The sequence below is a fragment of the Streptomyces sp. NPDC007346 genome, assembly GCF_040703535.1.
Classification (GTDB): domain Bacteria; phylum Actinomycetota; class Actinomycetes; order Streptomycetales; family Streptomycetaceae; genus Streptomyces.
The window spans coordinates 1-24,519 of sequence record NZ_JBEYKR010000017.1 but is presented as its reverse complement, the minus strand read 5'-3'; the positions used below and the strand labels follow the sequence as shown (position 1 = coordinate 24,519).

Below are 24,519 nucleotides of genomic sequence, written 5' to 3'. Positions count from 1 at the left end.
TAGTTACGGGCACGGGTCAGGGAATGCGGGCGACGGCCCCCCACCCGGCCCGGCCGGTGGTGGTGCCGGTGTTCGCGTCGGGCCGCCAGTTCGGCCAGGACACCATCCCCGGCTCCACCATCTCCAGCCCGTCGAAGAAGGCGATGGTGGTCTCCGGCTCGCGGAAGATGTACGGGATCGCCCCGCTGCTGTTGTACTCGTCCTGGACGGCCCGGTGGGCCTCGTCCGATGCGGTGGAGTGGGACAGGGAGAGGTAGCTGCCCGAGGGCAGACGCTCCACCAGCCGCCGCACCAGGGACAGGGCGTCGTCCCAGTCCACGATGTGCCCCAGCACGTCGGAGATCACGAGGGCGACGGGCCGGGTCAGGTCCAGGGTCCGGGCCGCGCCTTCCAGGACGGCCTCCGTGTCGCGCATGTCCGCCTCCACGTAGGCGGTCGCGCCCTCGGCGCTGCTGGTCAGCAGCGCGTGGACGTGCAGCAGCACCAGCGGGTCGTGGTCGACGTAGACGATCTTCGACTCCGGGGCTATCCGCTGCGCGACCTCGTGGGTGTTGTTCGCCGTCGGCAGGCCCGCGCCGACGTCCAGGAACTGCCTGATCCCGGCATCCCGGGCGAGATAGGTCACCGTACGGCGCAGGAAGTCGCGCGACTCCTTCGCGAACGTCTCGATCAGCGGGTACTTCTCCCGGTAGGCGTCGCCCGCGGCCCGGTCCGCCGGAAAGTTGTCCTTTCCGCCGAGCCAGTAGTTCCACACGCGCGCGGAGTGCGCGACGCTCGTGTCGATCTGCGCGGGCAGTTCAGCCCCGTTCCCTGTCGTACTCATCCTGCAAGACCTCCCTCGTTCGGTCCGGACGCAGCGCCATCACGCACGACACGTCCAGCATCGCCTGATATTCCTGTACGGGCGGGTCGCTGTCCCACACCTCCGCCGTTCCCGCCAACCCGCCCTCGCGCACCACGTGATCCGCGATCTCCCGGATCTCCACGCGGTACAGACTCAGCGCCGGAACTCCGGTCAGCGGGTGGGGCGGTGAGCTCTCGGCATGCAGTTGCAGCATCACATCCCGCCGCTCCGCGGCCACTTGGAGTGCGGCGAGCTGTTCGCGCATCACCTCGTCGTCGCCGACCTGGCAGCGCAGTGCGGTGACCGGCAGGACCGCCCACACCCGCGCCTGCTGCTCACGCAGCCGCCGCTGACGCATCACCAGCAGATCCGCGCGCCGCCGCCGGACCGCGGGGTCCAGCTCGGGCCGCATGGCGGCGTCCACGGCCATGGCGTAGGCCGGGGTCCGCAGCAGCAACGGCACGAGCGCCGGGTCCCAGGTGCGCACGATGCTCGCGGCGGACTCCACGCTCATCAGGTCCATGAGCCAGGAGTCCATCGCATCGCGCCACGGATGCCACCAGCCGGGCATGTTGGCCGCGTTCAACCGGCCCATGATGTCGTCGGTCTCGGACACACCCGCCCCGTACTGGTCGAGCAGAGCGGACACCTGCCCCACGTCCAGGGACGTCTGCGCCTGCTCCAGCCTCCGCAGCGTCGAGGGGTGCCAGCCGAGCCGCTTGGCGGCCTGGGGTACGGACAGGCCGGCCCCTTCCCGCAGGTGCCGCAGACGCGCCACCAGGACCAGGTGCTGCACTGTCCGGCCCGACCGCTCACGTGCCACGGCTTCTCCTCCTGCTCCAGTTCGGCATCCGACACTTCACGCATCCTGCGCACAGTGCACACAGCGCACCTTGCGACGATCGCGCGCCGCTCTCATGGTGAGTATGTCCGACTCCACCGACCGCAGTACGGCGGAGCGTCGCCACCTCCTCTCGCACCCCTCGCGGAGCCCTTTTGGCCACCTCGATCCCCGCTCGCCCACGCGCCCGGATCAGCTTCCTCCTCGCCCGCCGCACCATCATCGCCTGTCCCTGGGGCCGCAGTTGACCGGCCGGCGCCCTCCCCGCCCGCCGCCTCCGCCCTCGTCCCCGGGCCTCCGCGGCCCCCTCCCTCGCCCCGACCTCGACGGTCCCGTACGCCCGCACTCCGGAGCCCACGCCATGAACCACCCGAAGCTGACCGACCCGGACCCCCGTCCCGCCCTCGCCCCGCCGAGGCAGCTCCACCGACGCCCCCCGGACCTCCGCGTCCGCACCCGGCGCATCCAGGTCGAGGAGCTCATCGTCGACGACCCCGGCAAGGTCCTCGCCCACGCCAACCAGGCCGTCCTCACCGCCCCCGACACCGCCGCCGTCCTCGGACACAGCTCCACCACCCCCCTCACCCTCCCGGCGGCGGCCGCCCTCCTCTGCGCCCTCCACGAACCCGGCGAACTCGCCGCGATGGGCCTGCGCCTCACCCGCCACACCACCCATGTCACCGCCTCGGACCAGCAGACCGAGCCCGTCTCCCTGGAGCTGTCCTACGCCCCCGACCCGAAGAGCTGACGCGCCCGCCCGCCGGGGCGGCGAGGCCGAGGGCGGGCAGGACGGCGAGGGGAGGTTCCTTCGCGCCACTCAGGTACGAGGAACTGAGTACGAGGAATGAGCACGCGCACTCACGCCCCGGGCACCCCGGCCGCTCCACCATGGGCACAGCACGACGATCAACCGATGACCTCACCGGCCATCACGTCACCGAGGAGCCCTCATGTCCAAGCGCGTCGTCACCATCTCCGCCCTCGCCGGTGCCGCCCTGCTGGCCGGAGCGGGCGCCTACGCGTTCGCCGGGGAGACCGGGAGCACCGGGCCCGAGGTGACGGAGGCCTCCGTCGAGTACGTCGCCCCGCGCGCGGACAAGGACGGCTCGCTCACCTTCACCGCCCGGGTGTCGGACGGCTCCGGCGTCCGGAACCTGAAGGTGCTGGCCTGGCCCGAGAGCATGACGCCCGCCCCGGACGCGGAGGACATGGTCCACGTGGAGTCCGCCACCTGCGAGCCGCCGGCACCCTCGGGCGACAAGGCCGCGCTCTGCACGTACAAGGTGAAGGTCACCGGCGCGGAGGCCGCCGAGTCGCCGAAGGGCCCCTGGAACGTGGCGGTCCTGGCCTCCGCGAAGGACGGCGGCAGGACGTTCGCACCGAAGGCGGCCGGCTTCACGATCAAGGACTGACGGACGCGGGGGCTACGAAGGCGCGGCACGTGGGCCACGCCCACGGCTTACGGTGACGGTGAGGACCACGACGAAGGCCACGGTGGACGGCTACTTCCGCTACTCCTTCGCCGGCACGTCCACCAGCCCGGCGGTCGCCTCCGCCGGAGACCATGTCGACGTGACGTAGCCCCCTGGGGGAGGGTCACCCGCCTTCCCGCCCCTCCCCCAGCTTCCGCCGCAGCGCGGCCCGCTCCGGCTCCGTGCCCGACAGGTCCAGCGCCTCCCGGTACGCCGCAGCCGCCTCCCCGCCCCGCCCCAGGCGGCTCAGCAGGTCCCCGCGCGCCACCGCGTACGGCTGGTACGTGCGCAGCCTCGGCTCCCCGCCCAGCGCGTCGAGCAGGGCCAGCCCCGCCCCCGGCCCGTCCCGCATCGCGACCGCCACGGCGCGGTTCACCGCGACCACGGGGGACGGGGTGAGGGTGAGCAGCACGTCGTACAGGGCCACGATCTGCGCCCAGTCCGTGGACTCCACGTCCGCCGCCTCGTCGTGCAGGGCGGCGACGGCGGCCTGCACCCCGTACGGCCCGGCCGGCCCCCCGGTCAGCGCCTGGACCACCAGGGCCCGCCCCTCCTCGATCATCGCCCCGTCCCAGAGCCCCCGGTCCTGGTCCTCCAGGAGCACCGGCTCGCCCTCCGGGCCGGTCCGCGCGCCGCGCCGGGCGTGGACGAGGAGCAGCAGGGCGAGGAGCCCGGCGCTCTCCCGTTCGGCGGGGAGCAGGCGGCGCAGTATCCGGGCCAGCCGGACCGCCTCCTCGGCCAGGTCGAGCCGCTGGAGGCAGGGCCCCGAGCTGGCCGCGTACCCCTCGGTGAAGACCGAGTAGACGACCTGGAGCACCCCGGGCAGCCGCTCCGGCAGCTCGTCGGGGCCGGGCACCCGGAACGGGATCCGGGCCTCGCGGATCTTCTTCTTGGCCCGCACGATGCGCTGGGCCATGGTCGCGGTCGGTACGAGGAAGGCCCGCGCCACCTCAGGGGTGGTGAGCCCGGCGAGGCAGCGCAGGGTGAGGGCGGTACGGTCCTCGGCGGCGAGGGCGGGGTGGGCGCAGGTGAAGAACAACTGGAGCCGTTCGTCCGGCAGTTGCCCGATCCCGGTCGTGTCAGCGGCCGGGGCGGCGGCCTCGGCCCGTTCCGCGTCGGCCTGGAGGACGGCGAGCCGCGCCGCGTACGCCCGGTCCCGCCGCAACCGGTCCACGGCCCTGCGCCGCGCGGTCGTCAGCAGCCAGGCCCCGGGCCGGGCGGGGACGCCCTCGGCCGGCCAGTGGCGCAGGGCCGCCTCGACGGCCTCGGACGTCACCTCCTCGGCCAGGTCGAGATCACCGAACCGGCGTACGAGGGAGGCCAGCAACAGGCCCCGCTCCTCCCGGAACACCGCCTCGACGGCGACCTGGGCGTCCCCGACGCCACGCCCCTCCCCCGCAAACGCGCCCTCGCCCGCCACCGCTCTCAGCCCCCGAAGTCCGCGACCGGCCGCACGACGACCGAGCCGCCGTCCCGCGCACCGGGACAGCGGGCGGCCCAGTCGAGGGCGGTGTCGAGGTCCGGCACGTCGATGACGAGGAACCCGCCCAGCAGCTCCCGCGTCTCCGCGAACGGCCCGTCCGTCACGGTCCGCTCCCCGGCCGGCGACACCCGCACGGTGGTCGCGGTCACCAGATCGGCCAGCGACTCCCCGGAGACGTGGATCCCCGCGTCGCGGACGTCCTTGTCGTAGGCCATCCAGTCCTCGACGGTGCACTGCGGCGCGCCGCCCTGCTCGTCGACGTCCCCGCTGTGGATCAGCAGCATGTACTTCATGGTCCGACTCCTGTCACCTGTGCGTCGCGCCCGCCGTACGGGCCGCCTTACACGATGACGACGAACGGGCCGGGGCCCGATCGACACGCCGCCCGAAGTTCTTCCGGACTCAGAGCCAGCGCAGCTCCCACAGACGCCAGACGGCGTCCTCCGCGAGCCGGTGCCCGCCCAGGACCGCCGAGCGCGTCACCACCTGGCGCTGCTTGTGCCAGACGGGGATCAGTGGGGCGTCCTTCGCGATGGTGTCCTGGATCGACCGGAACGGCTTCATCGCCTTTCCGCGGTCGGTGAACCGCTGGGTGTCCCTGATGACGTGGTCGACCTCGGTCGACGTGTAGCCGTTACCGAGAACGTTCCCGGCCCCCACCAACGGCTGGACAAAGGTGTCCGCGTCAGGGAAGTCAGGTACCCACTGGTAGAGGTGGATGTCGAACTCGCCTTTCAGACAGCGTTTCTGGTAAGTGGTGAAGTCGCTCTCCTCGACGATCTCGACCCGGAACAGACCGTCCTTCTCGAACTGCTGCTTGAGCTCGCTCGCCTCTACAGCGGCGATACCGCCCTGGTGGCCCAGCTTGATGCGCACCGGTGTGGTGATACCGGCGGATCGCAGACGCCGCTTCGCGTATGCGGGGTCCGCCTCCGGGTATCGGTCGAAGAACGCCGTGCTGTGTCCGGCAACACCTTGCGGAACGATGGAGTACAGCGGCGTCACCGTGTGCTTGAAAACCTCGCCCGCCAGATGTCCACGGTCGACGAGGGCGGCGACGGCTCTTCGTGCCGCGACATTCCCCAGGGGATTGTCCGGGGATTTCAGATTGAGTACGAGATAGTGCGTCTCGGCGCTGCCCCCGACGGAAAGGCGCACGTCCTCGTCGCCGGGGCCGATCTCCGCGAGGGTGGCGGCCGGAAGCCCCGCGTAGGCGATGTCGACCGTCCGGGCGTCCCACGCCTCCTCGACACCCTGCGAGGTGTCGAAGTAGCGGACCTCGACCGCGACTCCCCTCGTGGACACGGCTCCCTTGTACGCGGTGTTCGGTTCGAGGGTGATGGAGTGCCCCTCCTTGTAGGACGACAGGACGTAGGGGCCCGATCCCGAGGTGCTCTTCTCCGCCCGCAGCCGGTTCGGCGGAAACTCCGCGGGGTCGACGATGGAACCCGCTCCCGTGGCGATCTTCGACGGCCACGTGGCATCGGCGGTCGCGAGGTGGAACGTCACGAGGGAACCCTGGGCCTCCACGGAGACGAGGTTGGCGAACAGTGGCGCCGGCCCCAGCGGGTCGCGGATACGCAGAATACGGTCGAACGACCACTTCACCGCCCTGGCCGTGAGGCGGTTTCCGTTGGAGAACTTGATACCGTCACGTATTTTGCATTGATAAGTGGTGAGTGTGGGGCCGGTGAATTTGCAGGACTCGGCCGCATCGGGTTTGGGTACAGGCGATCCCGGCTCGAAGCTGAGGAGACTCTGGTAAATATTGTTGAACACCGCCCAGGACCCGTTGTCGTACACCCCGGCGGGGTCGAGTCCGGTCAGACGGCTGGACGTCCCGATGACGATCGGGTTTTCGTTCGTGGTCTCGGTCTGCGGCAGCTGACACCCACTGGCGAACAGAAACACAGAGGCCCCTGCCGCGATTCCGAGACGGGTGAGTTTCATGAAAGTGCTCATGCTCCCTTGGTCCATGGGCATGGCAATGCCGGTGCTGTGCCATCGGTCGCTGGAACCTAACGGCGGCGCACGGGGGTTTCCATCCGTAGGGCGGAATCACGGATACGGCATCACCGCAGCGCTCGGCCCGCCGCGGCACTGATCCCGCCTGCGGCCACCGGGATACGTATAGGTGATTGGCCCGCTCCGGATATTCAGGGCCGGATGCGCTTCGTACGTTGGTATGACCTGCCAGCGGTCGATCCGACGCGAGGGAACGCAGCCCCACCAGCGCGAGTCCGTCTCAGTCCGCGCCGGTCGGGCAGGAGACCGCGACCCCGAGGAGATGGCGCCATGACCAAGCTCTACTTCCAGGTCAATGTCCCCACCAGGAACGCTGTGCAGCCGGAACGGTGCGGCACACATGTGTTCACCGGGGCCGCCGAAACCGAGATGGAAGCCCTCCGCATAGCGCGCGAAGCCTGTGACGCGGCGGTCGCCGCACGCGAGGCGGGCTGCGCGATCCCGCGCCGACGGCCGGACGGCTGGGGAGCGCGCGGGGTGCGTTCCGGCTGGGTGCTCGACTGGGCGGCCGCGACCGTGGCCGTCTGGGAGCACGACAGAACCTTCCGGGCCTTCCGGGCTCAGGAAGTCGGGCCCAGCCGGTGAGCGAGATCGCGGCGGGAGAGCGCGCCGGTCTTGCGCATCGCGCCGGCGATGTGCTGCTCCACCGTGCGCGGGGAGAGGTGCAGGGTCGCGGCGATCTCCCGGTTGGTCAGGCCGGAGACCGCGAGCTGCGCCACCTCCGCCTCCCGGGGGGACAGCTGGTCGGTGTGGGAGGGGCGTCCTGGCGGGCGGCCCTTCCTGGCCGGCTGTCGTGTACGCAGCAGGGCTCGGGCCCGAGCGGCGTCCCAGACGGCCCCCAGGTCGGTGAAGCGCTGGGCGCAGGACTCCAGCTCGGCGAGGGCCGACAGGGTGGCGGCTTCGTCGGGTACGGGGGCCGGCGAGGCGGCGGAGTCCTCGGTGTCCGGGGCCGGGCCAGAAGTCCCCTCGGTGCCCGAGGCCGGGCCGGAGGCCCCCTGGTCGTCCGGGAGCGGGCCAGAGGCCCCGCCAGCGTCCGGATGCGGGCCGGAGGCCCCCTCGGTGCCCGAGGCCGGACCGGAGGCCCCCTCGGCCTCCGAGGCCGGGCCCGAAGTCCCCTTGGCGTCCGCCGCCAGTACGCAGCGTGCGGCGCCCTCCGCCGTCAGTGCCTGCGAGTAGGGGCACGGCAGCTCCGCGTAGGCCTCCGCGGCCTTCCCGTACAGCTCCGCGGCCTCCAGCAGTCCGCCCCACCGCTCCTGGGCCAGCGCCTCCGTCTCGGTGAGCACGGCCCGGCTCCATACCAGCGCCGCCCTCGCGGCGGGCGCGTCACGTCGGCCCAGGCCCTGGGCGAAGTTCCGGACCATGGTGTGAGCCGCGGTGCTGTCGCCCGCGCGCACCAGCGCCTCCACGGCCCACGGCGCGAGCTCCGCGGCCCACGGCCATACGCCCTTGTCGGCCACCACCTTCCAGGCTGACCGCGCCTGCTCCGCCGCGGCCGCCACTTCCTGGCGGGCCAGAGCCAGGCGGATCGCGGCGCCGGCCGCTGCCGCGCCCAGGGGCACCGGCAGCTTCTCCGTCCCGAACGTCCCCCGCTGGGACAGCCAGGACATCGCCTCGCCCCAGTCCCCCTGGGCGACGGCGAGCAGGCCCCGCACGACGTACGCGTCCGAGGCGAGGAACGGCATGTCGGCGGTGGTGGCGACGAAGTCCTCGCACCGCTTGGCCAGGCCCAGCCACTGGCCCGTCCACCACTGCTGGAGCAGCCGCGTCCCCAACGCGCTGTGCTCGGTGTAGGCGGCGCCGCTCTGCACGGAGAGGTCGCGCCCCTCCGCCAGCAGGTCTTCCGCCCGCTCGTAGAAGCCGAGCCAGACCGCGGAGTCCGCGGCGTTGCACAGCCCGCGCGCCGCCTGCCGGGCGCATGCGGGGTCCGTGCCCGTCACCGGCAGCTTCTCCACCAGCTCCCACGCCTCGGGGTCGGCGCAGCTCATGGCGAGCCCCACGTGGTTGGCCAGGACCGCCGTACGCATGGCCTCGTCCCCGCTGTCGTCAGCGGCGGCCGCGGCCTTGATCAGCCATCCCCGGTGGACGTCGATGGAAACGCCCGGCCAGTAGGGGGTGACCAGTGCCGCCATGGCGCGTGCGGTCAGGACGGACCGGGCGTCGCGCAGTTCGGTGGCGGCGATCTCCAGCACCCGCCAGCCGTCGCCGGAGCGGCCCATCTGGTTGCAGAGCATCAGCCCCAGGTCGAGCCGCAGCTCTCCCCGTACGGCCGGCGGGAGGGCCGCGTCCCGCACGATCTGCGCGAGCACCTCCACGGTCTGGTCCGAGCGCAGTCCGGTCACCGCGTTGCGGGCCAGCAGCTGCGCCAGCCGGGCGCGGGCCTGCGGAGGAAGGCCGGGCGTGGCCAGCGTCTGCTCCAGCAGCGTGATGGCCTGCTGGTGCCGGCCGGACGTCTCCGCCGCCTCGGCCGCCTTCTCCACCGCCCTGAGCCATCTGCGGCTCTCGCCGGACGCCCTGTGGTGCTCGGCCACGGCGGCCCATGCCACGGGCTGTCCGCGGCTCAGCACCTGCGCCGCCCGCTCGTGCAGGTCCTGCCGGACGGGGCCGGGCACGGTGGCGCGTACGGCCGACGCGGCCAGCGGGACGGCGAAGCCGTAGCGGCCTTCGTCCAGCTCCGCCAGGGCCGCGCCCTCCAGGGCCCGCAGCAGTGCGCTGCCCCCCGTCGCGGCTCCGAGCCCGGCCACCGCGAGCAGCTCGTCCCGGCCGACGGGCCCGTCGAGGACGGCAGCCGCCCAGACCACCGGCCTGTACGCCGAGGGCAAGGCGTGCGTACGGCTCAGCACCAGCTCCGCCAGACGGGTCGGCACACCGGCCGCGTCCACCTCGGCGGCCGTGCCGCTGAAGGCCGGCCACTGCTCCCGCACCATGGCCAGCAGGTCGACGACGACCCGGGGCACTCCGCCGGTGCGCTCGTACAGCCTGCCCACGGCCTCCGCCGTACAGCCGCGCTCGCCCAGCGCCTCAGCGGCGGCCCGGCCGACGCGTTCCTCGTCCCAGGGCGCCAGCCGGTTCCTGAGCACCGTCAGCCGGTCCGGATACGTCATCGGCGCGCTGCCCAGGGGCAGACCGGGCACGGGCAGCTCCTCGGGGCGGTAGGTCACCGCTGCCGCCGAGCCCGGCTCCAGCCCCGCCAGCGTCCGGCGCAGCCACCGCAGCTCGTCCTCGTCCGCCCGGTGGACATCGTCCACCAGCCACAGGGTCGCCTCGCGCCGGTGCTCGTCCTCCTCCGGCGGCCCGCCGTCGGCTCCGCACCGCCACCACAGGCGGGCCAGGTCCGGTGTCCCGGGCGTATCGGCCAGCTCCTGGAGCAGGTGGCTCTTCCCCTCGCCGGCGGCGCCCTCGACGAACATCAGCACCGGCCCGGCGTGCCGGCCGGACAGGGCACGCTCCAGGGACCGCAGGGCGGAACCGCACGTCGTGATCACGTCGCCACCCTCGCTCTCCTCGGCCCAGGTGGCCCGGATGCGTTCTGGTGGCCCGGACACGCCACGAGATTTCCTTCATGCCTCCTGGAGGAACAAGTAGATCACTTGTTCCCCATGAGCAACAACGGACCGAACACCTCTCGTGAGCAGCCGCCGCACTCGCCTTCGGCCGGCGTCGGGGCACGCACTTACACGGGCGCGCGGAAGAGCTCTCGCCGAGACGACGTGCCGCGGAGCACGCTCGGCCGACTGCTCGAGAAGCAGGGCGCAATGGCCTTCGGCTGGGACTGCCGAAAGCGGCGCGCACAGCTCGTTCCGCACACCCGTGCCCGTACCGACCGCCCGAGGCTACGCAGTTGCCGCGCATCCCACCTGCACGTTCTGCAAGTCCGGTCGGCCAGCATCCGAAGCTACGTCCCTCATGTGCCCGGCAACATCCGGAGAGCGGGTTCACGGATACGCAATCAACTTTCAAAGGCGGCCTGGCGTATGGCGGTTGGCCCCTTCTCCAGCAAAGCGGGCACGTACGTGCAATCAGCACTCATACACCGTCCGCAGGCGCCGCACCCGGCACCGAACGGGTCGGCTCCCGGACATCGACGCTGACGCCCAGCGGCCGCGTTCAGCACCCAGTGAGGGCAACGGGAGAGCAGAGGGTCGGCGCATTAAATAGGGGTCCGTAAACACGGGCCCCCGGATGGTCGTCCAGGCGCCCGCGTCCTTAGGGTTCTACCGACCGGCCGATCGCTCGCACCCCACAGCGATCTGCCGTACCACCACGGGCTTCCGTCTCACAGACCACACCGCTCGTCGTGCGCATCACCGGTGCCATCCGTCTCCACACCCCACCGAGGAACGGATGGCACCGGAATCCGAGAACTGAGCAGCTGAGCAGCTGAGCGACCGCGCCACTCCGCGCGCCGGCTCCGACCCGCGGAGTACGGCGGCCACCCGGCCGGGGGGCCGGGTGGCCGGAGGCCGCCCCGCTCCACCAGGCCGCGGCAGTCACATGCCGGTGAGAGCCACCTGCGCCCAGCCCCTCCAGCACGGGCCCGGGAACACAGGCCCAGGAACACAGGCCCGACACCCACGTGACCGACCCCACCCCCCACTCCGTTAAAACTCCCGCAACAATGAACATGTGATCACCTCGCCCGCACGGAGCCCCCAGCGCCGCACCGAGCACGCGCAGACCCCCTACGTCGACCTCTCGCGCGACGAGTGGAGCGCCCTGCGGGACAAGACGCCGCTGCCGCTGACCGCCGACGAGGTGGAGCGGCTGCGGGGGCTCGGGGACGTCATCGACCTCGACGAGGTCCGGGACGTCTACCTGCCGCTCTCCCGCCTCCTCAACCTGTACGTCCAGGCCACCTCCGGCCTGCGCGGCGCGCTGAACACCTTCCTCGGGGACGCCGGCAACGGGCACGGGGAGCAGCGCGGCACCCCCTTCGTCATAGGGGTCGCGGGCAGTGTCGCCGTCGGCAAGTCCACCAGCGCCCGTATCCTCCAGGCCCTGCTCGCCCGCTGGCCCGAGCACCCACGCGTCGAGCTGGTGACCACGGACGGGTTCCTGCTGCCGATGAAAGAGCTCCGCTCGCGCGGGCTGACCTCGCGCAAAGGGTTCCCGGAGTCCTACGACCGGCGGGCGCTGACCCGGTTCGTCGCGGACATCAAGGCGGGCAAGGACGAGGTGACCGCGCCCGTCTACTCGCACCTGATCTACGACATCGTCCCCGGCGAGCGGCTCACCGTGCGCCGCCCGGACATCCTCATCGTGGAGGGGCTCAACGTCCTCCAGCCCGCGCTGCCCGGCAAGGACGGACGGACGCGGGTCGGGCTCGCCGACTACTTCGACTTCAGCGTGTACGTGGACGCGCGCGCCGAGGACATCGAGACCTGGTACCTCAGCCGCTTCCGCAAGCTGCGCGACACGGCGTTCCAGGACCCGTCCTCGTACTTCCGCAAGTACACCCAGGTCTCCGAGGAGGAGGCCCTGGACTACGCGCGCACCATGTGGCGGACCATCAACAAGCCGAACCTCCTGGAGAACGTGGCTCCGACGCGCGGCCGTGCCACTCTGGTGCTCCGCAAGGGGCCGGACCACAAGGTCCAGAAGCTCTCCCTGCGCAAGCTCTGACCGCTCAGCCCCGGGAGGGCCGGCCGCGTGCTGCACCTGCGTCTCATCGTGCCCGCCGACGCGACCGACGAGGTCGTCGCCCTCCTGGAGTCCACCGTCGGCACCGCCCACCTGGTGGTCCTGCCCGGGGCCGCCCGCTCCCCGGCCGGGGACGTGGTGATGTGCGACGTGGCGCGCGAGGCGGGTGACGAGCTGATCGGCGGCCTGCGCCGCCTCGGTGTCGACCGGTCCGGGGCGATCAGCGTCGAGCACATGGACCTGACGCTCTCCTCGCACGCCGACAAGGCCGAGCGCGAGGCGCCGGGCGACAGCGCGGACGCGGTGCTGTGGGAGGAGCTGACGGAGGCCACCCACGAGGAGTCGGCGTTCTCCCTCACGTACGTCTCCTTCCTCGCCCTGGCCACCATGCTCGCCGCCTGCGGGGTGATGCTCGACAACGCGGTGCTGATCGTGGGCGCGATGGCGGTCGGCCCGGAGTTCGGTCCGCTGGCCGGGATCTCCACGGCCCTGGTGCAGCGCGCGCCGCACCTGGTGGCCCGCTCGCTGTGGGCGCTGATCGGCGGCTTCGCCCTGGCGATGGCCATCACCGCGGGGTTCGCCTGGCTGCTGGACGCCGTGGGGCTCTTCGAGAAGTCGATGATCGAGGCGGAGCGGCCCATCACCGGGTTCATCTGGCAGCCGGACTGGATGTCGTTCATCGTGGCGTTCCTGGCGGGGATCGCCGGGACGCTCTCCCTCACCTCGGCGAAGTCCGGGGCCCTGATCGGCGTGGCGATCTCCGTGACGACGGTCCCGGCCGCCGCCAACGCGGCCGTCGCGTTCAGCTACTCCGACTATCAGCAGACCATCGGCTCCGGGCAGCAGCTGCTCGCCAACCTCGGCGGGATCGTCCTCGCGGGCACGCTGACGCTGCTGCTGGAGAAGGCGCTGTGGAGGCTCAGGCGCACGCGGAAGCCCCCGGCGAGCACGCCGGGGGCTTCCGTACGTCCATGAGGCGGCGGCTCAGCCCAGCGCGGACTTCACCACATCGGCCAGCCGGCCCGCGACCGCGCGCGCCTGCTCGATGTCGGCCGCCTCGACCATGACCCGTACGAGCGGCTCCGTACCCGACTGGCGCAGCAGCACCCGCCCGGTCGAGCCGAGCTCGCGCTCCGCCTCGATCACCGCCGTGGCCAGCTCGGAGGAGGTGCTGACCCGGGACTTGTCGACGTCCGGGACGTTGATGAGCACCTGCGGCAGGCGCTGCATGACCCCGGCCAGCTCCGCCAGGCTCCGGCCGGTGGCGGCGACCCGGGCCGCCAGCATCAGCCCGGTCAGGGTGCCGTCGCCGGTCGTGGCGTGGTCCAGAACAATGACGTGGCCGGACTGCTCGCCGCCGAGCGCGAAGCCCTCGGCCTTCATCGACTCCAGGACGTAACGGTCGCCGACCGCCGTCTGCACGAGCTGGATGCCCTCGCGCTCCATGGCGATCTTGAAGCCGAGGTTCGACATCACGGTGCCGACGACGGTGTCCTTGCGCAGCTGCCCGGCCTCCCGCATGGCGAGGGCCAGCACGGCGAGGATCTGGTCGCCGTCGACCTCCTCGCCCGACCCGTCCACGGCGAGGCAGCGGTCGGCGTCGCCGTCGTGGGCGATGCCGAGGTCGGCGCCGTGCTCGACGACGGCGGCGCGCAGCAGCTCCAGGTGGGTGGAGCCGCAGCCGTCGTTGATGTTCAGGCCGTCCGGCTCGGCGCCGATGGTGATGACCTCGGCACCGGCGCGGGCGAACGCCTCGGGCGAGACCCGGGCGGCGGCGCCGTGCGCCTCGTCCAGGACGACCTTCAGCCCGTCGAGCCGGTTGGGGAGGACGCCGATGAGGTGGGCGACGTAACGGTCGAAGCCCTCCGTGTAGTCGGTGATGCGGCCGACGCCCGCGCCGGTCGGGCGGCTCCACGGCTCACCGGTGCGGTGCTGCTCGTAGACCGTCTCGATCCGGTCCTCCAGCTCGTCGGCGAGCTTGTGGCCGCCGCGCGCGAAGAACTTGACCCCGTTGTCCGGCATGGCGTTGTGGCTGGCCGAGAGCATGACGCCGATGTCGGCGCCGAGCGCACCGGTGAGGTACGCCACGGCCGGCGTCGGCAGCACGCCGACCCGCAGGACGTCCACGCCCGCACTGGCCAGACCGGCCACGACGGCGGCTTCCAGGAACTCTCCGGAGGCCCGGGGGTCGCGGCCGACCACGGCGGTCGGGCGATGGCCCGCGAAGGTGCCCGCCTCGGCGAGTACGTGCGCCGCCGCGACCGAGAGCCCGAGCGCGAGCTCAGCTGTCAGATCCGCGTTGGCGACACCGCGCACTCCGTCCGTACCGAAGAGTCGTCCCACTGGTGTCCTCCGAGGTGCTCAGAAACCACAAAAGCTAAAACAAAGCGAAACTAAACAACCACAACCACGAAAACAGCAAACGGCTGGGGGCGGCGGCAACGCCGAGCATCGGCCCGCGCGTCCCGTGCGGGCCGATGAACGTCTTATGCCGTTATACGCCTGCGGAGCCCGATAGACGAACGCCCCAGCAGCACGGAGTGTGCCGCCGGGGCGTTCGTGTAATGCGGACGAGCAGGCGATTTAGCGCTTGCTGTACTGCGGGGCCTTACGGGCCTTCTTGAGACCGGCCTTCTTGCGCTCGACCGCACGGTCGTCGCGGGAGAGGAAGCCGGCCTTCTTCAGCGTGGCGCGGTTGTTGTCCACGTCCGCCTCGTTCAGCGCGCGGGCCACGCCGAGGCGCAGGGCGCCGGCCTGACCGGAGACGCCGCCACCCGAGATACGGGCGACCACGTCGTAGCGGCCGTCGAGCTCGAGCACCTTGAAGGGCTCGTTGACTTCCTGCTGGTGCACCTTGTTGGGGAAGTAGTCCTCAAGGGTGCGACCGTTGATCTTCCACTTGCCGGTGCCCGGAACGATCCGGACGCGGGCGATGGCGTTCTTGCGACGGCCCAGGCCGGCCGCGGGCTGCGGGTCGCCGAAGCGGCCCGCGAGCGACTCGGAGGTGTACTCACCCTCGACGGGAACCTCCGACTCGAAGGTGGTCACCTCGGCGAAGGTCTCCTCGCCCTCGGTGCCCTCGACAGGGTTCTCAACAGTGGTCTCGGCCACGATGCTCCTCAGATCTTTCTGTATGTCTTAGGGGGTGGCCGGAACTACTGCGCGACCTGGGTGATCTCGAACGGGACCGGCTGCTGAGCAGCGTGCGGGTGCTGGTCGCCCGCGTAGACCTTGAGCTTCGAGAGCATCTGACGGCCCAGGGTGTTCTTGGGGATCATGCCCTTGATGGCCTTCTCGACGGCCTTCTCGGGGTTCTTCGAGAGGAGCTCGTCGTAGCGCACCGAACGGAGACCGCCCGGGAAGCCCGAGTGGCGGTACGCCATCTTCTGGGTCTTCTTGTTGCCGGAGAGGTGAACCTTCTCGGCGTTGATGATGATGACGAAGTCGCCCATGTCCATGTGGGGGGCGTAGATCGCCTTGTGCTTGCCTCGGAGGAGGTTCGCAGCCGTGGTGGCCAGACGGCCCAGGACGATGTCCTGAGCGTCGATGATGTGCCACTGGCGCGTCACATCTCCGGGCTTGGGGCTGTACGTACGCACTTCGTAGCCTTCGCTTCTTCAGTGGATGAGGTCCAGACAACACATGGCACCCCTGAAGCGATCATGCAGCTGGGGCTCACAATGCCGGGGACTGCCCGTATGCGAGCCACTGGTAACTGCTCCAGAGAACCTGCGCAGAGGCGCTTCGTACGAGAACGACGAGGCCAATACGCGTAACAAACCTCGACAGTACCCGCCCCGCCCCGGACGGGTCAAAACGCGCCGCCCCACCGCACCGCCGCGCCGCCCCGCCGCACCTCCGCGCCGCCCCTACCGCGCCCGCTGGACCCTCCGCTCGTCCCACACCGGCTCCGCCGTCTCCCGTACGACCCCGTCCGAGCCGAAGACCAGGTACCGGTCGAAGGACTTCGCGAACCACCGGTCGTGCGTGACGGCCAGCACCGTGCCGTCGTACACCTCCAGGCCGTCCTGCAACGCCTCCGCCGACTCCAGGTCCAGGTTGTCCGTCGGCTCGTCCAGGAGCAGCGCGGTGGTGCCCGCCAGCTCCAGCAGCAGGATCTGGAACCGCGCCTGCTGCCCGCCCGACAGCCGCTCGAACGCCTGGTCGCCCTGGCGCTCCAGCTCGTACCGCCGCAGCACCGACATCGCCCCGCCCCGGTCCTTGGCGTGCTCGGACCAGAGGATCTCCACCAGCGTCTTCCCCAGCAGCTCCGGGTGCGCGTGCGTCTGGGCGAAGTGGCCCGGCACGACCCGCGCCCCGAGCTTCCACTCCCCGGTGTGCGCCACCGGCTCGCCGGCCAGCAGCCGCAGGAAGTGCGACTTGCCCGACCCGTTGGAGCCGAGGACGGCGACGCGTTCCCCGTAGTAGATCTCCAGGTCGAACGGTTTCATCAGCCCGGTCAGCTCCAGCCCCTCGCAGGTGACCGCCCGCACCCCGGTCCGCCCGCCGCGCAGCCGCATCCGGATGTCCTGCTCGCGCGGCGGCTCCGGGGGCGGGCCCGCCTCCTCGAACTTCTTGAAGCGAGTCTGCATCGCGTGGTAGCGGTTGGCCATGTCGGGGCTGTTCGCCGCCTGCTGCCGCATCCGCAGGACGAGCGCCTTCAGCCGGGCGTGCTCCTCCTGCCAGCGCCGCAGCAGCTCCTCGAACCGCGCGAACCGCTCCTTGCGCGCCTGGTGGTACGTGGCGAAGCCGCCGCCGTGCACCCACACGTCGCTGCCCGCCGCGCTCGGCTCGACGCTGACGATCTTCTCGGCGGCGCGGGAGAGCAGCTCCCGGTCGTGGGAGACGAACAGGACCGTCTTACGGGTCTCCTTGAGCCTCTCCTCCAGCCACCGCTTGCCCGGCACGTCCAGATAGTTGTCCGGCTCGTCCAGCAGCAGCACCTCGTCGGGGCCGCGCAGCAGCGCCTCCAGCACCAGCCGCTTCTGCTCACCGCCGCTGAGCGTGCGCACCTCGCGCCACTGCGCCTTCTCGTACGGGACGCCCAGCGCGGCCATCGTGCACATGTCCCAGACCGTCTCGGCCTCGTACCCGCGCGCCTCGGCCCAGTCGCTCAGCGCCTGCGCGTACGCCATCTGCGCGGCCTCGTCGTCGACGGTGAGGATCTTCTCCTCGGCGGCGTCGACCGCCTTCGCCGCGTCCCGGACGCGCGGCTGGGAGACGGAGACCAGCAGGTCCCGTACGGTCCGCTCGTCCCGCACCGAGCCCACGAACTGCGGCATCACCCCGAGCCCGCCGCTCACCGAGACCGTGCCGCCGTGCGGCTGGAGCTCCCCGGCGAGGAGGCGCAGCAAGGTCGTCTTGCCCGCCCCGTTGGCCCCGACGAGGGCGACGACGGCTCCGTCGGCCACCCGGAACGAGGCGTCGCCGAGCAGCACCCGCCCGTCCGGTAGGTAGTACTCCAGGTGGCCTGCTTCAAGATGTCCCATACGGAGCATTGTCACGGGCCGCGAAGCAATGGCCCAACCGGTTTACGGAGGCGGGGTCTGCGGTCGAACGGCAGGCTCTAGGATTCGCGCATGAGTTCATGGCAAGGGGGGCCCTCCTGGGGGCCAGGGGACAACGGGACTCCGGACTGGGCCGCGCTCGCCGAGGAATCCGCCGCGCGCGCCCGCCGCAAGCGGTGGCTGATGATCGGCGGCGGGGTGCTGGCCACCGCCGTGGTCGGCGCGATCGTGGCCACCGCCGTGGTCACCACGGGCGGCGGCAAGGGCGATCCGGTCAGCAGCGCGAGCGAACTGCCCGCACCGGCCGAGCTGCCCGAGGACACCTCGGTGCCGGAGCCGTCCTTCTCGTCGGTGGCGCCGCCGCCTCCGCCGGACCCGAAGGACTACATATCCAGCGCCGACAAGGACAAGGCGCCGATCACCGTCGACGGCTTCTTCCCCGGCGAGAAGCTCGCCATGGGCGACCGCATCCACGTCAAGGGCGCCACGAGCAGCACCACCGACTGCGCGACCGGCACACAGGGGGCCCTCGGCCCGGTCCTCACGGACAACGGCTGCAAGCAGCTCATCCGCGCGACGTACCGCAAGGAAGGGGTGGCCGTCACCGTCGGCATCGCGGTCTTCGACGCCGAGGCGCAGGCGCAGAAGGCGGTCGACCAGGCCTCGGGCGGCCTCGCCTCCCTCAGCGGGGCGGGCGTGTCCACGTTCTGCCGCGGCGGTACGGTCTGCCGCCGCACCAGCAACTCCTACGGCCGCTACGCCTACTTCACCGTCGGCGGCTTCACCGACGGCACCCGTGTCACCGCCCAGGACAAGGCCGTCTTCGCGGTCGGCGACGATCTGACGAACTTCGTCTTCCGCCAGATCCGCCAGCGCGGCCAGGTCCAGGCCTCGCAGGCGGCGGCGGAGCCGGCCCAGTAGGCGGCCGGCCCGGGGGCAGGGCTCACCCCACAGAACTGAACATGTTCAAATAGGCGTACGGGCGGGCTCGACCCCGCCCTGCCCCGGCGCGGTCCTTCCGCACCTCGAAGGGGCCGGCGCGAAGGACGTCCCCCATGAGCACCCCCGGCCCCCGGAGCAAGTCCCGCCTCGTCGCCGCCGGTTACGTCGCCCTGGTCACCCTCGCCGCCCTGGCCCACGAGATCGCCGGACGGCCGGAGTCCGGCGAGGCGGCGATGCTCCTGGCCGCCTGGCCGGGCGACACCCTGCTGCTGGTCCTCGTGCTCTACCCACTGGCCCTGCTGGCCGGCGCCGCCCCGGCCACCGAGGAGGCCGGGCCCAGCCTCCTCGGCCCGCTGCTCCACGGCGCCGGAGCGCTGGTCAACGTGCTGATCGCGTGGGGCGTCATCACCTTCGTACGCCACTTCAAGGCCGAGTGCGTCCGTAGCCGGGGCCGTTGACCGCCCCCGGCCTCAGCAGCACCCGGCCCCCGGCAACGTCCGCACGTTCCGGGCCTCTTCGGCACGCGCGGCCAGCAACGCGTCGGCGGGGTACGCCACTTCCTCCAGCGTCAGCCCGTGCGGCCGCACCACGTGCACCGCGGGGTCGCGCACCTTCGCCGCCAGCACCTCGGCGGGCCAGCCGGCCGGGCGGCGCCCGTCGCCCACGAACAGGGCGGCGCCGATCAACGCGCGCACCATGTTGTGGCAGAACGCGTCCGCCTGCACGGTCGCGGTGAGGACACCCGAGGCCGGATCCCGTACCCAACGCAGCTTCTGGAGCGTACGGATGGTCGTCGCGCCCTCACGCTTCTTGCAGTACGCGGCGAAGTCGTGCTCCCCCACCATCAGCGCGGCCGCCTCGTTCATCGCGTCCACGTCCAACGGCCGGTCGTGCCACAGCACATGACCGCGCGTCAGCGGGTCCACCCCGCCGGGCCGGTCGCCGACCCGGTAGGCGTAACGCCTCCAGAGCGCGGAGAAGCGGGCGTTGAACCCGGGCGGGGCGGCAGCCGCGCGCCAGATCCGTACGTCCGGCGGGAGCCGCCCCGCCAGCCGTCGCAGCAGCTTCTCCTCGTGCTCGGCCCACACCGCCTCGGGCAGGTCCACGTGCGCGACCTGGCCGCGCGCGTGCACCCCCGCGTCCGTGCGGCCCGCCACCGTCAGGTCGTACGTCACGGCCGACCGGGTCACGGTCCGCAGCGCGTCCTCGATCTCCCCCTGCACCGTGCGCCGGCTGGTCTGCTTCGCCCAGCCGGAGAAGTCCTTGCCGTCGTAGGACAGGTCCAGCCGCACCCGTACGAAACCGGGCTCCGCCTCGTCACTCACCCGTACATCTCCCTCGTTCCACCCCTGGTCAGCGAAACGGGCCCGCACCGCCCCGAAGGGTGATGCGGGCCCGTCCGTGGTCCTGGATACGCTCAGGCGTCCTTGGACTCCTCGTCGGCCTTCTCGACCGGCTTGGCGTCCTCGACGGCCTCGGACTCGGCCGCGGGGGCCTCGTCCTTCTTGAGGGCGTCCTCCTTGACCGCGCGCTTCGTGGCGGCCTCGGCCTCACCGGTGGCCTGCTGGGCCACGGTCAGCGCCTCGACCAGCTCGATGACCGCCATCGGGGCGTTGTCGCCACGACGGTTGCCGATCTTGGTGATACGCGTGTAACCACCGGGGCGGTTCTCGTAACGGGGGGCGATCTCGGTGAAGAGCGTGTGCACGATGCTCTTGTCCGTGATCGTCTGCAGCACCAGGCGACGGTTGTGGATGTCGCCCTTCTTCGCCTTGGTGACGAGGCGCTCGGCGACCGGACGCAGGCGGCGGGCCTTGGCCTCGGTCGTCGTGATGCGGCCGTGCTCGAACAGCGACTTCGCCAGGTTGGCGAGGAGCAGACGCTCGTGCGCGGCGCTGCCGCCCAGACGGGCACCCTTTGCGGGACGCGGCATGGTGATTCTCCTTGTGTGCTGCACCGGCCGTATCAGGTACCGGTGTCAGTTCCCGTGAAGCGGACGCCTCACGGAAGTCGTGCGGGTGGTGCTCAGTACTGCTCGGTCTCCACGAAACCGGCGTCCGCGTCGTCGTCGGCGCCGAAGGCGTCGGCGGCGGCGGTCGGGTCGAAGCCGGGAGGCGAGTCCTTCAGCGCGAGGCCCATACCGGCCAGCTTCGCCTTGACCTCGTCGATCGACTTGGCACCGAAGTTACGGATGTCGAGCAGGTCCGCCTCGGAACGGGCCACGAGCTCACCCACGGAGTGGATGCCCTCGCGCTTGAGGCAGTTGTACGAACGGACCGTGAGCTCCAGCTCCTCGATCGGCAGCGCCAGATCGGCGGCGAGCGCGGCGTCCGTCGGGGACGGGCCCATGTCGATGCCCTCGGCGTCGATGTTGAGCTCGCGCGCCAGACCGAACAGCTCGACCAGGGTCTTACCGGCCGACGCCATGGCGTCACGCGGACGCATGGCCTGCTTGGTCTCGACGTCGACGATCAGCTTGTCGAAGTCGGTGCGCTGCTCGACACGGGTCGCCTCGACCTTGTACGTGACCTTGAGCACCGGCGAGTAGATGGAGTCGACCGGGATCCGGCCGATCTCCTGGCCCACCTGCTTGTTCTGGACGGCGGAGACGTAGCCGCGACCGCGCTCGACGGTCAGCTCCATCTCCAGCTTGCCCTTGCCGTTGAGCGTGGCGAGGACGAGGTCGGGGTTGTGCACCTCGACACCGGCCGGGGGCGCGATGTCGGCGGCGGTGACCAGACCCGGGCCCTGCTTGCGCAGGTACATCACGACGGGCTCGTCGTGCTCCGAGGAGACGACCAGCTGCTTGATGTTGAGGATGAGGTCGGTGACGTCCTCCTTGACACCCGGCACGGTGGTGAACTCGTGCAGGACGCCGTCGATCCGGATGCTGGTGACAGCGGCACCGGGGATCGAAGAGAGGAGGGTACGGCGCAGGGAGTTGCCGAGGGTGTAACCGAAGCCCGGCTCCAGCGGCTCGATCACGAACCGGGAACGGAATTCGTCGACGACCTCTTCGGTCAGCGACGGACGCTGAGCGATAAGCATGGGGAGAGTCCTTCAGTCGTGGGCACCCACTATTTGATGCCCGACAGGTGTGACAAGGGTACGGGCGGTACGCCCCGTATGAGGCGTACCGCCCGGACCCGAACGCTACTGACGCACGGCCGTCACCGGCCGCGGCGGATCAGACGCGGCGACGCTTCGGCGGACGGCAGCCGTTGTGCGGCGTCGGGGTGACGTCCTGGATCGAACCGACCTCGAGGCCCGTGGCCTGGAGGGAGCGGATCGCGGTCTCACGGCCGGAGCCGGGACCCTTGACGAAGACGTCGACCTTGCGCATGCCGTGCTCCTGCGCGCGGCGGGCGGCCGACTCGGCGGCCATCTGCGCGGCGAAGGGGGTGGACTTGCGCGAGCCCTTGAAGCCGACGTGGCCGGCGGAGGCCCAGGAGATCACGTTGCCCGAGGGGTCCGTGATCGAGACGATGGTGTTGTTGAACGTGCTCTTGATGTGCGCGTGGCCGTGAGCGACGTTCTTCTTTTCCTTGCGACGCACCTTCTTGGCTGCGCCCTGACGACCCTTGGGGGGCATGTCTTGACTCCAGATGGAGAGGGGAGGTGATCGGTCCTACAGCGAAGACCGCTGGTTGCTGCGCCGCTCCGGAGAACCGGAACCGCGCAGTGCGTCCGCTGAGGACTACTTCTTGCCCGGCTTCTTCTTACCGGCGATGGCGCGACGCGGGCCCTTGCGGGTACGCGCGTTCGTGCTGGTGCGCTGACCGTGGACCGGCAGACCACGACGGTGCCGGATGCCCTGGTAGCAGCCGATCTCGACCTTGCGGCGGATGTCGGCCTGGATCTCGCGACGGAGGTCACCCTCGGTGCGGAGGTTGGCGTCCACGTACTCGCGGATCTTGACCAGGTCCTCTTCGGCCAGGTCACGAACGCGGGTGTTCGGGTTCACGCCGGTGGTGGCGAGGATCTCCTTGGACCGGGTGCGCCCGATACCGAAGACGTAGGTGAGGGCAACCTCCACGCGCTTTTCGCGCGGGATGTCAACACCTGAAACGCGTGCCATTCAATGGCTCCAGTTGTTAGATCGGGGGTCTTCCGCAGTGCCGCTCCCGACCGCCGACCACCCGCTGGGAGTGGTGGTACGTCCGGGTCCCCGGCCCCCGCCGGAGGTGTCGTCAGCCGTGGCTTGGACGGGCTCTGCGTATGTACGTGATTACGTGCGTCGCGCGAAGAACTGCGAGATGCAGGCGGTCGTGCGTCAGCCCTGGCGCTGCTTGTGGCGCAGGTTGTCGCAGATGACCATGACCCGACCGTGACGGCGGATCACCTTGCACTTGTCGCAGATCTTCTTGACGCTCGGCTTGACCTTCATGGGATGTCAGGTTCTCCGGGTCAGTGCCATCACCGCGCCGAAACGGGGTGCGGGCAAGATCTACTTGTAGCGGTAGACGATCCGGCCACGCGTCAGGTCGTACGGAGAGAGCTCCACCACGACCCGGTCATCCGGGAGGATACGGATGTAGTGCATCCGCATCTTGCCGCTGATGTGCGCCAGGACCTTGTGACCGTTCTGGAGCTCCACCTTGAACATTGCGTTCGGGAGGGACTCGATCACGGTGCCCTCAATCTCGATGGCACCTTGCTTCTTGGCCACGCTTCGCCTTTCGAATCGGCTACCTTGATCGGCTCTCGCGATCCCATGCCTTACCTGCGGGCACACGGATGCACCAGAGCCGACGAGTCAGTCTACGTCAGCGGACCCCAAAAGACGAATCCGTCAAGTTTGCCCACTGCCGGTGATCCTTAGACCTCCCGGAGGGGTCGTGTCAGGCCAGGGGGTCGGGGGCCGCCGTGATCCCGTACTCCGCGAGCTTCGCCCTGCCGCAGTCCGGGGCGGTCAGGACCAGCGGTCCCTGCTCCGTCAGGGCGATGGAGTGCTCCCAGTGCGAGGACCAGGTGCCGTCCGTCGTGATGACCGTCCAGTCGTCGCCCAGGGTCTCCGTCCGCGCCGTGCCGAGCGAGACCATGGGCTCGATCGCCAGGCAGACGCCCGGGACCAGCTTGATGCCCTTGCCGCGCTTGCGGGAGACGTAGTTCAGCAGGTGCGGGTCCATGTGCATCTCGGAGCCGATGCCGTGGCCGCCGAAGTCCTCGATGATCCCGTACTTCCCGGTGGCCGGGCGCGGCTGGCGGCGGATGTAGGACTCGATCGCCCGGGAGATGTCGACGAGGCGGTTGTTCACCTTCATCGCGGCGATCCCGGCCCACATGGACTCCTCGGTCACCCGGGAGAGCTCGATCAGCTCCGGGGCGTGACCGGTGCCCACGAAGGCGGTGTACGCGGCGTCGCCGTGCCAGCCGTCCACGATCGCGCCGGCGTCGATCGAGATGATGTCGCCGTCCTTGAGGACCGTCTTCTCGTCCGGGATGCCGTGGACCACGACCTCGTTGACCGAGGTGCAGATGGTCGCGGGGAACCCGCCGTACCCGAGGAAGTTCGACGTGGCGCCGTGGTCGGCGATCACCTTGCGGGCGACCTGGTCCAGGTCCTTCGTGGTGGCGCCGGGCACGGCCGCCTCACGGGTGGCCGCGTGAATGGCAGCGACCACCAGCCCCGCCTCGCGCATCTTCGCGATCTGCTCGGGGGTCTTGATCTGCACCATTGCTCGGCGCCTCTCTGCATCGTCGGTGACGGGTGACGGGTCCGCCGGCCCCCGCATCCAACGATACGGGCGCAAGCAGTCGGCCGCGGC

General features: G+C 70.9%; 25 protein-coding genes. 7 read left to right on the top strand and 18 right to left on the bottom strand.

What is annotated here, in order from left to right; genetic code table 11:
• Positions 1-16 precede the first annotated feature (16 nt).
• Entirely contained in the window at positions 17-823 is an 807-nt protein-coding gene (locus AB0917_RS07970; protein WP_366818631.1) for an SAM-dependent methyltransferase, read from the bottom strand.
• Positions 798-1,667 carry a helix-turn-helix transcriptional regulator gene (locus tag AB0917_RS07965; RefSeq protein WP_366818630.1) on the bottom strand — a complete coding sequence of 290 codons (870 nt, stop codon included), beginning with the start codon at positions 1,665-1,667 and terminating at the stop codon, positions 798-800. Before AB0917_RS07965 ends, AB0917_RS07970 begins: the two co-directional genes overlap by 26 nt.
• Positions 1,668-2,046: 379 nt before the next feature.
• Between AB0917_RS07965 and AB0917_RS07960 the strand changes: the two genes are divergently transcribed.
• Both AB0917_RS07960 and AB0917_RS07955 read left to right on the top strand, forming a co-directional pair.
• Positions 2,047-2,433, top strand: a complete 387-nt coding sequence (locus AB0917_RS07960; RefSeq protein WP_366818629.1) for a hypothetical protein — start codon at positions 2,047-2,049, stop codon at positions 2,431-2,433.
• A gap of 202 nt (positions 2,434-2,635) precedes the next feature.
• The gene (locus tag AB0917_RS07955) at positions 2,636-3,097 is read left to right on the top strand and encodes a DUF5707 domain-containing protein (protein WP_366818628.1); all 462 of its coding nucleotides are present in this window, start codon (positions 2,636-2,638) and stop codon (positions 3,095-3,097) included.
• 184 nt (positions 3,098-3,281) lie between these two features.
• Here the strand turns inward: AB0917_RS07955 and AB0917_RS07950 are convergent, their stop codons facing one another.
• From AB0917_RS07950 to AB0917_RS07940, 3 genes are all read right to left on the bottom strand, one after another.
• Positions 3,282-4,577, bottom strand: a complete 1,296-nt coding sequence (locus AB0917_RS07950; RefSeq protein WP_366818627.1) for a DUF6596 domain-containing protein — start codon at positions 4,575-4,577, stop codon at positions 3,282-3,284.
• Between the two features lie 5 nt (positions 4,578-4,582).
• Positions 4,583-4,933, bottom strand: coding sequence for a YciI family protein (locus AB0917_RS07945; protein ID WP_366818626.1), 351 nt, complete (start codon positions 4,931-4,933; stop codon positions 4,583-4,585).
• A gap of 109 nt (positions 4,934-5,042) precedes the next feature.
• Positions 5,043-6,602, bottom strand: a complete 1,560-nt coding sequence (locus AB0917_RS07940; protein ID WP_366818625.1) for an ABC transporter substrate-binding protein — start codon at positions 6,600-6,602, stop codon at positions 5,043-5,045.
• A 333-nt stretch (positions 6,603-6,935) separates the two neighbouring features.
• Between AB0917_RS07940 and AB0917_RS07935 the strand changes: the two genes are divergently transcribed.
• Complete coding sequence (locus AB0917_RS07935; protein ID WP_366818624.1) at positions 6,936-7,250, top strand: hypothetical protein; 315 nt, start codon at positions 6,936-6,938, stop codon at positions 7,248-7,250.
• Here AB0917_RS07935 and AB0917_RS07930 read toward each other — a convergent pair.
• Positions 7,226-10,147: a LuxR C-terminal-related transcriptional regulator gene (locus AB0917_RS07930; RefSeq protein ID WP_366818668.1), complete on the bottom strand. Its 2,922-nt coding sequence runs from the start codon at positions 10,145-10,147 to the stop codon at positions 7,226-7,228. The genes AB0917_RS07935 and AB0917_RS07930 overlap by 25 nt on opposite strands.
• Before the next feature lie 1,141 nt (positions 10,148-11,288).
• Here AB0917_RS07930 and coaA point away from each other — a divergent pair.
• The gene (gene coaA, locus AB0917_RS07925; RefSeq protein ID WP_366818623.1) at positions 11,289-12,284 is read left to right on the top strand and encodes a type I pantothenate kinase; all 996 of its coding nucleotides are present in this window, start codon (positions 11,289-11,291) and stop codon (positions 12,282-12,284) included.
• Positions 12,285-12,311: 27 nt separating this feature from the next.
• The gene (locus AB0917_RS07920) at positions 12,312-13,277 is read left to right on the top strand and encodes a DUF389 domain-containing protein (protein WP_366818622.1); all 966 of its coding nucleotides are present in this window, start codon (positions 12,312-12,314) and stop codon (positions 13,275-13,277) included.
• A 9-nt stretch (positions 13,278-13,286) separates the two neighbouring features.
• Here AB0917_RS07920 and glmM read toward each other — a convergent pair whose 3' ends face one another.
• The 4 genes from glmM to AB0917_RS07900 form a co-directional block, all read right to left on the bottom strand.
• On the bottom strand, positions 13,287-14,645 hold the full coding sequence (gene glmM, locus AB0917_RS07915; RefSeq protein WP_366818621.1) for a phosphoglucosamine mutase: 1,359 nt from the start codon (positions 14,643-14,645) through the stop codon (positions 13,287-13,289).
• Positions 14,646-14,885: 240 nt separating this feature from the next.
• Positions 14,886-15,413 (bottom strand): 30S ribosomal protein S9, encoded by a 528-nt coding sequence (gene rpsI / locus AB0917_RS07910; RefSeq protein WP_109164095.1) that lies wholly within the window; start codon positions 15,411-15,413, stop codon positions 14,886-14,888.
• 44 nt (positions 15,414-15,457) lie between these two features.
• Positions 15,458-15,901 (bottom strand): 50S ribosomal protein L13, encoded by a 444-nt coding sequence (gene rplM, locus AB0917_RS07905; protein WP_037688030.1) that lies wholly within the window; start codon positions 15,899-15,901, stop codon positions 15,458-15,460.
• A 270-nt stretch (positions 15,902-16,171) separates the two neighbouring features.
• A complete protein-coding gene (locus tag AB0917_RS07900) occupies positions 16,172-17,791 on the bottom strand; it encodes an ATP-binding cassette domain-containing protein (protein ID WP_366818620.1) in 1,620 nt (539 codons plus the stop codon).
• A gap of 90 nt (positions 17,792-17,881) precedes the next feature.
• Here AB0917_RS07900 and AB0917_RS07895 point away from each other — a divergent pair, with 90 nt between their 5' ends.
• Together AB0917_RS07895 and AB0917_RS07890 are read left to right on the top strand one after the other, a co-directional pair.
• Complete coding sequence (locus AB0917_RS07895; RefSeq protein ID WP_366818619.1) at positions 17,882-18,730, top strand: hypothetical protein; 849 nt, start codon at positions 17,882-17,884, stop codon at positions 18,728-18,730.
• Between the two features lie 134 nt (positions 18,731-18,864).
• Positions 18,865-19,209, top strand: a complete 345-nt coding sequence (locus AB0917_RS07890) for a hypothetical protein (protein WP_366818618.1) — start codon at positions 18,865-18,867, stop codon at positions 19,207-19,209.
• Between the two features lie 12 nt (positions 19,210-19,221).
• Here the strand turns inward: AB0917_RS07890 and truA are convergent, their stop codons facing one another.
• From truA to map, 8 genes are all read right to left on the bottom strand, one after another.
• A complete protein-coding gene (gene truA / locus AB0917_RS07885) occupies positions 19,222-20,076 on the bottom strand; it encodes a tRNA pseudouridine(38-40) synthase TruA (protein ID WP_366818617.1) in 855 nt (284 codons plus the stop codon).
• Positions 20,077-20,168: 92 nt separating this feature from the next.
• Complete coding sequence (rplQ, locus tag AB0917_RS07880; protein WP_219611744.1) at positions 20,169-20,684, bottom strand: 50S ribosomal protein L17; 516 nt, start codon at positions 20,682-20,684, stop codon at positions 20,169-20,171.
• 92 nt (positions 20,685-20,776) lie between these two features.
• Positions 20,777-21,799: a DNA-directed RNA polymerase subunit alpha gene (locus AB0917_RS07875; RefSeq protein ID WP_003966937.1), complete on the bottom strand. Its 1,023-nt coding sequence runs from the start codon at positions 21,797-21,799 to the stop codon at positions 20,777-20,779.
• A gap of 139 nt (positions 21,800-21,938) precedes the next feature.
• Entirely contained in the window at positions 21,939-22,343 is a 405-nt protein-coding gene (rpsK, locus tag AB0917_RS07870; RefSeq protein WP_003956432.1) for a 30S ribosomal protein S11, read from the bottom strand.
• Between the two features lie 105 nt (positions 22,344-22,448).
• Positions 22,449-22,829, bottom strand: coding sequence for a 30S ribosomal protein S13 (gene rpsM / locus AB0917_RS07865; protein WP_018490826.1), 381 nt, complete (start codon positions 22,827-22,829; stop codon positions 22,449-22,451).
• Positions 22,830-23,024: 195 nt separating this feature from the next.
• A complete protein-coding gene (gene rpmJ / locus AB0917_RS07860) occupies positions 23,025-23,138 on the bottom strand; it encodes a 50S ribosomal protein L36 (protein WP_003956441.1) in 114 nt (37 codons plus the stop codon).
• 60 nt (positions 23,139-23,198) lie between these two features.
• Complete coding sequence (gene infA, locus AB0917_RS07855) at positions 23,199-23,420, bottom strand: translation initiation factor IF-1 (RefSeq protein ID WP_003956442.1); 222 nt, start codon at positions 23,418-23,420, stop codon at positions 23,199-23,201.
• A gap of 172 nt (positions 23,421-23,592) precedes the next feature.
• The gene (gene map, locus AB0917_RS07850) at positions 23,593-24,429 is read right to left on the bottom strand and encodes a type I methionyl aminopeptidase (protein WP_366818616.1); all 837 of its coding nucleotides are present in this window, start codon (positions 24,427-24,429) and stop codon (positions 23,593-23,595) included.
• Between the last annotated feature and the right edge of the window lie 90 nt (positions 24,430-24,519).

Excerpts from the sequence above, each read along its gene's own strand:
- AB0917_RS07970 (WP_366818631.1), bottom strand. The coding sequence starts at position 823 with ATGAGTACGACAGGGAACGGGGCTGAACTGCCCGCGCAGATCGACACG.
- AB0917_RS07960 (WP_366818629.1), top strand. The coding sequence starts at position 2,047 with ATGAACCACCCGAAGCTGACCGACCCGGACCCCCGTCCCGCCCTCGCC.
- AB0917_RS07955 (WP_366818628.1), top strand. The coding sequence starts at position 2,636 with ATGTCCAAGCGCGTCGTCACCATCTCCGCCCTCGCCGGTGCCGCCCTG.
- AB0917_RS07945 (WP_366818626.1), bottom strand. The coding sequence starts at position 4,933 with ATGAAGTACATGCTGCTGATCCACAGCGGGGACGTCGACGAGCAGGGC.
- AB0917_RS07940 (WP_366818625.1), bottom strand. The coding sequence starts at position 6,602 with ATGAGCACTTTCATGAAACTCACCCGTCTCGGAATCGCGGCAGGGGCC.
- AB0917_RS07935 (WP_366818624.1), top strand. The coding sequence starts at position 6,936 with ATGACCAAGCTCTACTTCCAGGTCAATGTCCCCACCAGGAACGCTGTG.
- AB0917_RS07900 (WP_366818620.1), bottom strand. The coding sequence starts at position 17,791 with ATGGGACATCTTGAAGCAGGCCACCTGGAGTACTACCTACCGGACGGG.
- AB0917_RS07895 (WP_366818619.1), top strand. The coding sequence starts at position 17,882 with ATGAGTTCATGGCAAGGGGGGCCCTCCTGGGGGCCAGGGGACAACGGG.
- AB0917_RS07890 (WP_366818618.1), top strand. The coding sequence starts at position 18,865 with ATGAGCACCCCCGGCCCCCGGAGCAAGTCCCGCCTCGTCGCCGCCGGT.
- rplQ (WP_219611744.1), bottom strand. The coding sequence starts at position 20,684 with ATGCCGCGTCCCGCAAAGGGTGCCCGTCTGGGCGGCAGCGCCGCGCAC.
- AB0917_RS07875 (WP_003966937.1), bottom strand. The coding sequence starts at position 21,799 with ATGCTTATCGCTCAGCGTCCGTCGCTGACCGAAGAGGTCGTCGACGAA.
- rpsK (WP_003956432.1), bottom strand. The coding sequence starts at position 22,343 with ATGCCCCCCAAGGGTCGTCAGGGCGCAGCCAAGAAGGTGCGTCGCAAG.
- rpsM (WP_018490826.1), bottom strand. The coding sequence starts at position 22,829 with ATGGCACGCGTTTCAGGTGTTGACATCCCGCGCGAAAAGCGCGTGGAG.
- rpmJ (WP_003956441.1), bottom strand. The coding sequence starts at position 23,138 with ATGAAGGTCAAGCCGAGCGTCAAGAAGATCTGCGACAAGTGCAAGGTG.
- map (WP_366818616.1), bottom strand. The coding sequence starts at position 24,429 with ATGGTGCAGATCAAGACCCCCGAGCAGATCGCGAAGATGCGCGAGGCG.